This is a genomic window from Intrasporangium sp. (assembly GCF_030452765.1).
In the GTDB taxonomy this organism is placed as follows: domain Bacteria; phylum Actinomycetota; class Actinomycetes; order Actinomycetales; family Dermatophilaceae; genus Intrasporangium_A.
The window spans coordinates 1-7,876 of record NZ_JAKDLO010000196.1 but is presented as its reverse complement, the minus strand read 5'-3'; the positions used below and the strand labels follow the sequence as shown (position 1 = coordinate 7,876).

Here is a 7,876-nt window from a genome sequence, read left to right as displayed (position 1 = left end):
CCGGCCCCGGCCGCGAGCGAGGCAGACGGTGGAGACGCGGCTGCCTACGTGACACCACTGGTTCGCAAGCTCGCAACCCAGCACAACGTCGACCTCTCCGCTCTGGCGGGTACCGGAGTCGGAGGGCGGATCCGCAAGCAGGACGTCCTCGACGCGGCCGAGGCCGCGAGACAGCCGGCAGCCCAGCCCGCCATCCCGACGCCCGCGGCCCCATCGCCGGGCGCACCGCCCGCGGCGCCGACATCGGTCCAGGTCTCGCCGAAGCGCGGCACCCAGGAGAAGATGACGCGCCTACGCAAGGTCATCGCCCAGCGCATGGTCGAGTCCCTCCAGGTCTCGGCTCAGCTGACCACGGTGGTCGAGGTCGACCTGACGAAGATCGCCCGCATCCGTGACCGGGCCAAGGAGGACTTCGAGGCCCGCGAGGGCACCAAGCTGAGCTACCTGCCCTTCCTGGCACTGGCCACCTGCGAGGCGCTCAAGGAGCACCCCAACCTCAACGCCAGTGTCGAGGGCGACCATATCGTTTACCACGGAGCGGAGCACCTGTCCATCGCGGTCGACACCGACAAAGGCCTCATCGTCCCGGTCGTGAAGAACGCCGGCGACCTCAACATCGGGGGCCTGGCCCGGGCCATCGCCGACGTGGCCGAACGCACCCGCACCAACAGGATCACCCCCGATGACCTGTCCGGCGGTACCTTCACCATCACGAACACCGGCAGCCGCGGCGCGCTGTTCGACACGCCGATCATCAACCAGCCGCAGGTCGGGATCCTCGGCACCGGTGCCATCGTCAAGCGGCCGGTCGTCGTCGGGGACGCCATGGGCGGCGAGACGATCGCGATCCGCTCGATGATGTACCTCGCCCTGTCCTACGACCACCGGGTCGTCGACGGAGCCGATGCGGCCCGGTTCCTCGCCACGATGAAGGCCCGCCTGGAGGACGGCCACTTCGATGTGTGAGGCGTGACAGCGACATGAGCAAGCGCGTCGCCGTCGCCGGGTCCTCCGGCCTCATCGGCGGCGCGCTGTGCCGTCACCTGCTCGGCCGCGGCGACCAGATCGTCCGGCTGGTCCGCCGGCCTGCCGCCGCCCCCGACGAAGTGCGGTGGAGCCCGTCGTCGGGTTACCTCCCGCCGGACGCCCTGGCGGGCGTCGATGCCCTCGTCAACCTCGCCGGGATAGGGATCAACGCCCGTCGCTGGACCGGGGCACACAAGGCGGCGATCGAGCGTTCCCGGGTCGATGCGACCGGCGCGGTCGCACAGACCCTGGCGCGGCTGCAGGAGCGGATGCAACGCCCGGTCCGGCTCGTCAACGCCTCGGCCGTCGGCTTCTACGGTGACCGGGGCGACGAAGTGCTCACCGAGGCGAGCCACGGCGGCGCGGACTTCCTCTCCGGGGTCGTCGCCCGTTGGGAGGATGCGACACGACCCGCCACTGCCGCCGGGGTCCCGGTGGCGGTGATCCGAAGCGGCTTGGTCATGACACCCGACGGCGGCGCGTTCCGACCGCTGCTGCGCCTGACTCGACTCGGGCTCGCCGGACCGCTCGGCTCCGGCCGGCAGTGGTGGCCATGGATCACCCTGGTCGACGAGGTGCGCGCCATCACCCACCTGCTCGACCACCCCGAGCTGACCGGCCCGGTCAACGCGGCAGCCCCTGAGCCGCACCGACAGCAGGAGATCGCCCAGGCACTCGCCGGCGCACTGCACCGGATCGCGCTCGTGCCCGCGCCTCGTCCTGCCCTGCGCCTGGTCATCGGGGAGTTCGCCGACCGGATCCTGGACAGCCAGCTCGTCGAGCCGCAGCAGTTGCTCGCGAGCGGCTTCACGTTCGAGCATCCAGACCTCGCGTCGGCCGTCACGTGGCTCGCGGATCGGTGATCGACTCGATCCGCCAGCCGGCGTCGGTGCGGATCAGGTGGAAGTCGAGGGGGCGTCCCTCATCGGCACCCTTCGAGACGGCTCGACCCTGCCTGTCGACGAGGTCATACGGCGCTACCGCGACACTAGCGCGAACGACGGTGCGCGTCGCGGAGCGGTCGAGGAAGTCCGCCTCCACGACCCTCATCCGCAGGCCTGAGTAGCGCTGGTGGGCGCTGCGCAGGTCGGCGATGACGGCCGCGTCGGCCCGCCAGGACGGCGACTGCGGTCGATGAACGTCGGCGAGCGAGCCCTGTTCCCGGGCGACGAGCGCCGCGACCCGCCGGTCGGTGAGACCCTGGAGAAGCGCGCGGGCGTCCGGCTGGCTCGGTCGCGCTGACGGTGGTGACGACGTGTGGTCGGGCGCCGGGGCGAGCACGCTGCTGCGTGGCGCTGTGGTGCTGGACACGGGAGGCCCCCCTGCCGGGACGGGATCGGATGAGGCCCGTGCTCCTGGGACGAGGCCCAGGTGGGTGAGCCAGCCGAGCGCGACAGCCAGGCCCGCAACGGCGGCGACCACGGCCAGGCGAGGCCACCACCGGGGCGGCTCGATGCGAACCCGCCTGAACCACGGCCCGGCCGGCTCGGTCGTCGGCGCGGCCTGCGCGGCCGCTTCGGCCCGGATCCGGTGCGTCAGCGCCGCCGCCGCGTCAGCACCGACGACGACCTCGACCGGCTCGGCCCCGACCGCCCCGTAGAAGAGCGTCGGCAGGGCGTCGGAGGCCGGGCGGGCCTCCGGGTCCGGGTCGATGCACCGACGCACCACCTCGGCAAGCTCGGCACCGACATGGCTGCGGACCGTCTCGTCGGACAGCCGCATGAAGGTGTCGGGAGCACCGTTGCCGGTGAGGCAGTACCAGGCAAGCGCCCCGAGCGAGAAGACGTCACTCGCCTCGGTGGGCCGGCCCCCGGAGCGCACCTCCGGGGCGGTGAAGCCGGCTGTCCCGACGACCGCGCCTGCTCCCGCGCCGGCCAGTCGTGCGGCGCCGAGGTCTGCCAGCAGTGGCCGGCCGTCGGCGGTGAGCATGACGTTGCCCGGCGAGACGTCGCAATGGGTGCCACCTGCCGCATGCAGGCAGCCGATGGCCTGCGCGATCGGGGTCAGAACGGTAACCGCCTCCCCGGGCCGCAGGTGCCCGCGGCTCGCGACGAGCGATGCCAGGGTCGTACCGACGACCAGATCGAAGACGTGGGCCACTCGCCCGTCCGCGAGGGGGACGACATCGCGCAGTGCCACGATGTGCTCGTGGCGCACCGCCATGAGCACGTGCCGCTCGATCTCGGCCTCGCGCACGGCTACTGGATCGACGTCGGTGCGGGGCACCTTGACCGCAACCGGCCGGCCGGTCGCGTCGACCGCTGACCAGACGACGCTGGTGGAGCCCGAGCCGATGACGTGAAGCAGGTCGTGCCCCGGCACCACGGGGCGGTCGGTGCTGTCCTCGTCCACGCCACCATCGTGGCAAATCGACGGTCGTGACGTCTTCCGTCATCCACAGCCTGCCGAGACCGGTCCGTCCTCCGGGTGGCTCTGGCACACCCTCCAGCACCCCAGGGCGGCCCGGACCGCTGGCGTACCCTGAGCGCCATGCGTTTCGTGCACCTCGGCCTCGGCCCCGACTTCGTCGACTACCAGCGGGCCTGGGAGATCCAGCGACGGACACACGCCAAGGTCGTCAGCGGCGACGAGCCCGACACCGTGTACCTGCTCGAGCATGCGCCGGTGTACACGGCGGGCAAGCGCACCGAGCCCCACGAGCGGCCCAAGGACGGCACCCCGGTCATCGACGTCGACCGGGGCGGCAAGATCACCTGGCACGGACCGGGCCAGATCACCGGCTACCCCATCATCCGGCTGCCCGCGCCCATCGACGTCATCGGCTACGTCCGTGCGCTCGAGGAGATGATGATCCGGGTCTGCGCCGACTTCGGGGTCACGGCGGGCCGGTCCGAGGGCCAGAGCGGCACCTGGATCGCCGCCGACGACCGCGGCCCTCGACGCAAGATCGGGGCTATCGGCATCCGGGTGAGCCGTCAGGTGGCGATGCACGGCTTCGCCTTCAACTGCGACCCGGACCTGTCCTGGGGCGAGGTCATCGTCCCCTGCGGCATCGTCGGTGCCGGGGTCACGTCGCTGTCCTACGAGCTCGAGCGTGACGTGCCGGTCACCGAGGTGCTCCCCCATGTCGAGAAGCACCTCGCAGACATTCTGCCGAGCCTCCGACCGAGTCGGCGCGTCCCTGCCTGACCGAGGCTGGGCGCCACTACGCTGCCGTCATCACCGTCAGAGCGGGGGGCCATGGATGCCGCTGTCAGCACCGTCGGGCTGCGCAAGACCTACCGCCACCGGGGCAGAAGGCAGGTGGCCGTCGAGCGGCTCGACCTGACCGTGCCCGCCGGCGGCGTGCACGGCTTCCTGGGGCCCAACGGCTCGGGCAAGACGACGACGATCCGGATGCTGCTCGGCCTCATCCGCCCGGACTCTGGCCAGGCGTGGATCTTCGGGCAGCGGGTCCCCGACGACCTGCCCGCCGTGATCGACCGCGTCGGGGCGATCGTCGAGTCGCCGAAGTTCTTCCCCGCCTTCACCGGCCGACAGAACCTACGCCTGCTCGCCGATGTGATCGGCACCCAACGGGTGCGTATCGACGAGGTGCTCGAGGCGACTCACCTGCGCGAGCGCGCCGACGACGGCTACGCCGGCTACTCCCTCGGGATGAAGCAGCGCCTCGCCATCGCGGCGACGCTGCTCAAGGACCCGGACCTGCTCATCTTCGACGAGCCGACCAACGGCCTCGACCCAGCGGGTATCCGCGAGATCCGGGACACGATGCGAGCCCTCGGCGACCGGGGCAAGACGGTTCTCGTCAGCTCACATATCCTCGCCGAGGTCGAGCAGATCGCCGACACAGTCTCGATCATCGGCCGGGGTGAGCTGCTGGCAGAGGGCCGGGTCGCGGACCTGCTCGGTGCAGGCACCCAGTTCCGGGTCGGGGTCGCCAGCCCGGATCGCGCTGCCGAGGTGTTGCGCGAGCGCGGACTGCCGACCGAGGCCGACGGAGCGTTCCTGCGGGTCACCACCGACGACGGCGAGCTGATCTGCCGCACCCTCGCCGCACACGACCTGTTCGTCCACCAGCTGACCCCGCTGCGACCCGACCTCGAGGCGACGTTCCTGCGCCTGACGAGCACGAGCGGCCTCGACGCGGGTCAGTCCGCAGGCGTCCCAGCCGGCGCGGGACTCGACGACACGACGGGTGGTGCCCCATGACCGCCGGCCTGACCACCACCGGGGCCAGCCCCACGGGGACATCTGCGGCAAGACTGGTCGCCGTCGAGCTGCGTCGCCTGTGGTGGCGCCGCCTGACGAAGGCCCTCCTCGTCCTGGCTGTCCTCTTCACCGGGATGACGGTCTACGGCACCTACCAGGCGACCTCCTCGGCGAACCTCGAACAGCAGCTCAGGGACTACCAGCAGACCTCGGCACAGTTCCCCGAGATGCTCAGGGACTGTCAGCGGGCCCAGGCAGAGGCACGCCAGAGCGGCGATGCCGACGCCGACCTCGGTTGTTCCGAGATGACCCCACCGACACCGCAGGACCTCGGGCTCGAGTCGCCGCAGGCCGGAGCGCTCACGGTGAGCCTGTCGGCGACCAACGCGGCCCTCTACGCCTTCCTCGCGCTCGTCCTCGGAGCGAGCTTCGTCGGCGCTGAGTTCTCCTCCGGGTCGCTCGGCACGTGGCTCACCTTCGAGCCGCGCCGGCATCGCGTCGCAGCGAGCAAGCTGGTTGCAGCAGCGGCCGGGGGCGCCGCCATCGCGGCCCTCGGTCTCGCGCTGACCGTTCTCGGTGCCTGGGTGGTCAGCCAGGTCAACAGACCCGACCCGGCCCTGCAGCTGCCCACCGCAACCGGTCCGGGTGACTCGGTCACCCAGATGCTCCTGCGCTGTCTGCTTGTCGGTGTCATCGCCGCAGTGGCCGGGGTGGCTCTCGCACTCCTGGTACGCAACACCGGGGCGGTCGTGGCCATCGTGCTCGGCTACAGCATCGTCGTCGAGGGCATCATTGCGCAGGGTCTCGGTCGCGGGGGGCTCGTCCCGTGGCTTCCGCTGAAGAACCTCGAGGCGTTCATCCAGCGCGGCACGACCTACTTCACCGAGCAGTGCACCGCCGAGGGCTGCCAGTCCCAGCAGATGACCCTCAGCTACACCCACGGCTGGGTCTACCTGTCGGTCTTCATGGCCGCCCTCGTCGCGGTCGCGCTCTGGCTCTTCCGCCGCCGCGACGTGAGCTAGGCAGGGCGACCTGCACACCCGCGAACGGACCGTTCGAGGATGGGCGGGGTGAGCGGCATCCCGCGTAGGCTGTCCAGGAGCACCGCCGCCACTTCGAGGAGATCACGTGTCCGTCGCACCCGAGGGCCGCCGACTGCTGCGCGTCGAGGCCCGCAACGCCGAGACGCCGATCGAGCGCAAGCCGGCGTGGATCCGCGCCACCGCGTCGATGGGACCGGCCTACACCGAGCTTCAGTCGATGGTGAAGTCCGAGGGCCTGCACACCGTGTGCCAGGAGGCCGGGTGCCCGAACATCTTCGAGTGCTGGGAGGACCGCGAGGCGACCTTCCTCATCGGCGGTGACGTGTGCACCCGTCGCTGCGACTTCTGCGACATCGCGACCGGGCGACCCACGTCGCTAGACCGTGACGAACCGCGGCGGGTCGCCGAGTCGGTGCGCCGGATGGGGCTGCGTTACTCGACGGTGACCGGCGTCGCCCGGGACGACCAGCCGGACGGTGCGGCGAGCCTCTACGCCGAGACGATCCGGCAGATCCACCTGCTCAACCCCAGCACCGGCGTCGAGATCCTGCCCCCTGACTTCGGTGCTCGGCCCGAGCTGGTCGGGCAGGTCTTCGATGCACGCCCGGAGGTGTTCGCCCACAACCTCGAGACCGTCCCCCGGATCTTCAAGCGGATCCGCCCGGCCTTCACGTACGACACCTCTCTGCGGGTGCTGACGATGGCCCGCGAGGCCGGGCTCGTCACGAAGAGCAACCTCATCCTCGGCATGGGCGAGACCGACACCGAGATCGAGGCCGCGATCGCAGACCTCCATTCGGCGGGATGCGACATCCTGACGATCACCCAGTACCTCCGGCCCTCGAAGCTGCACCACCCGATCGACCGCTGGGTGCGGCCCGAGGAGTTCGTGCACTGGTCCGAGGTCGCCACGGAGACCGGGTTCAAGGGGGTCATGTCCGGCCCTCTGGTCCGGTCCTCGTACCGGGCCGGCCGGCTCTGGGCGACCGCGATGACCACTTGGGGCCGCCCCATCCCGGAGCACTTGGCCCATCTTGCCCAGGCGGCTCAGTCTCCTGCCCGTCAGGAGGCCTCGTCATTGGTGGCCCGGGCGAGCCGAGCCGTATCCTGAGGCGTATGGCACGGAAGACCGACGGCGGCTCGCGCTCGCCCAAAGAGAAGAAGCCCGGGCGGATCGCCCAGATCAAGCAGGTCTACCAGGTCTCGAAGCAGACCGACCCCAACATCGGGTGGTGGATGCTGCTCAGCTTCCTCGCCGTGGTCGCGGTCTTCCTCATCGTCGGCTTCTTCCTGAAGAGCCCGGTCTTCCTCGGGATCACCGGTGTCCTCTTCGGGATCCTCGCCGCGACGATCGTGATGAGCCGCCGCGCGGAACGGGCGGCCTATCGCTCGATAGAGGGCCAGGCCGGCGCGGCCGGCGCGGCACTCACCTCGATCCGCAAGGGCTGGTACACCGACCGTGAGCCGGTCGCGGCCGACGTCGCCCGGCCTGGCGACGTCAACTCCGCAGCCATGGTCTACCGGGCCCTCGGCCGACCCGGCGTCGTCCTGGTCGGCGAGGGCCGCGGCCCCCCGGCCCCCAACAAGGACGCCCAGGAGAAGAAAGCCGACGCGCCCGTGGCCCCGGCTGGACC

At 71.0% G+C, this 7,876-nt stretch carries 8 protein-coding genes; 7 read left to right on the top strand and 1 reads right to left on the bottom strand.

The features are described 5' to 3' along the window. On the top strand, positions 1 to 966 hold a 966-nt coding region (gene sucB / locus L0H79_RS18885), incomplete at its 5' end, for a 2-oxoglutarate dehydrogenase, E2 component, dihydrolipoamide succinyltransferase (protein WP_301486189.1). A 14-nt stretch (positions 967 to 980) separates the two neighbouring features. Beyond that, the gene (locus L0H79_RS18880) at positions 981 to 1,889 is read left to right on the top strand and encodes a TIGR01777 family oxidoreductase (RefSeq protein WP_301486188.1); all 909 of its coding nucleotides are present in this window, start codon (positions 981 to 983) and stop codon (positions 1,887 to 1,889) included. On the opposite strand, the gene L0H79_RS18875 is transcribed toward L0H79_RS18880, so the two are convergent. Continuing rightward, positions 1,867 to 3,378: a serine/threonine-protein kinase gene (locus L0H79_RS18875; protein WP_301486187.1), complete on the bottom strand. Its 1,512-nt coding sequence runs from the start codon at positions 3,376 to 3,378 to the stop codon at positions 1,867 to 1,869. The genes L0H79_RS18880 and L0H79_RS18875 overlap by 23 nt on opposite strands. A gap of 138 nt (positions 3,379 to 3,516) precedes the next feature. Between L0H79_RS18875 and lipB the strand changes: the two genes are divergently transcribed. The 5 genes from lipB to L0H79_RS18850 form a co-directional block, all read left to right on the top strand. Next, entirely contained in the window at positions 3,517 to 4,176 is a 660-nt protein-coding gene (lipB, locus tag L0H79_RS18870) for a lipoyl(octanoyl) transferase LipB (protein WP_301486186.1), read from the top strand. Positions 4,177 to 4,227: 51 nt separating this feature from the next. After that, complete coding sequence (locus tag L0H79_RS18865) at positions 4,228 to 5,199, top strand: ABC transporter ATP-binding protein (protein WP_301486185.1); 972 nt, start codon at positions 4,228 to 4,230, stop codon at positions 5,197 to 5,199. Next, positions 5,196 to 6,221, top strand: coding sequence for an ABC transporter permease subunit (locus L0H79_RS18860; protein WP_301486184.1), 1,026 nt, complete (start codon positions 5,196 to 5,198; stop codon positions 6,219 to 6,221). The genes L0H79_RS18865 and L0H79_RS18860 overlap by 4 nt, the downstream gene beginning before the upstream one ends. A gap of 106 nt (positions 6,222 to 6,327) precedes the next feature. After that, the gene (lipA, locus tag L0H79_RS18855) at positions 6,328 to 7,353 is read left to right on the top strand and encodes a lipoyl synthase (RefSeq protein ID WP_301486183.1); all 1,026 of its coding nucleotides are present in this window, start codon (positions 6,328 to 6,330) and stop codon (positions 7,351 to 7,353) included. Between the two features lie 5 nt (positions 7,354 to 7,358). Beyond that, a partial coding sequence (locus tag L0H79_RS18850) for a DUF4191 family protein (RefSeq protein ID WP_301486182.1) occupies positions 7,359 to 7,876 on the top strand: 518 nt, incomplete at its 3' end.

Excerpts from the sequence above, each read along its gene's own strand:
- L0H79_RS18880 (WP_301486188.1), top strand. The coding sequence starts at position 981 with ATGAGCAAGCGCGTCGCCGTCGCCGGGTCCTCCGGCCTCATCGGCGGC.
- lipB (WP_301486186.1), top strand. The coding sequence starts at position 3,517 with ATGCGTTTCGTGCACCTCGGCCTCGGCCCCGACTTCGTCGACTACCAG.
- L0H79_RS18865 (WP_301486185.1), top strand. The coding sequence starts at position 4,228 with ATGGATGCCGCTGTCAGCACCGTCGGGCTGCGCAAGACCTACCGCCAC.
- L0H79_RS18860 (WP_301486184.1), top strand. The coding sequence starts at position 5,196 with ATGACCGCCGGCCTGACCACCACCGGGGCCAGCCCCACGGGGACATCT.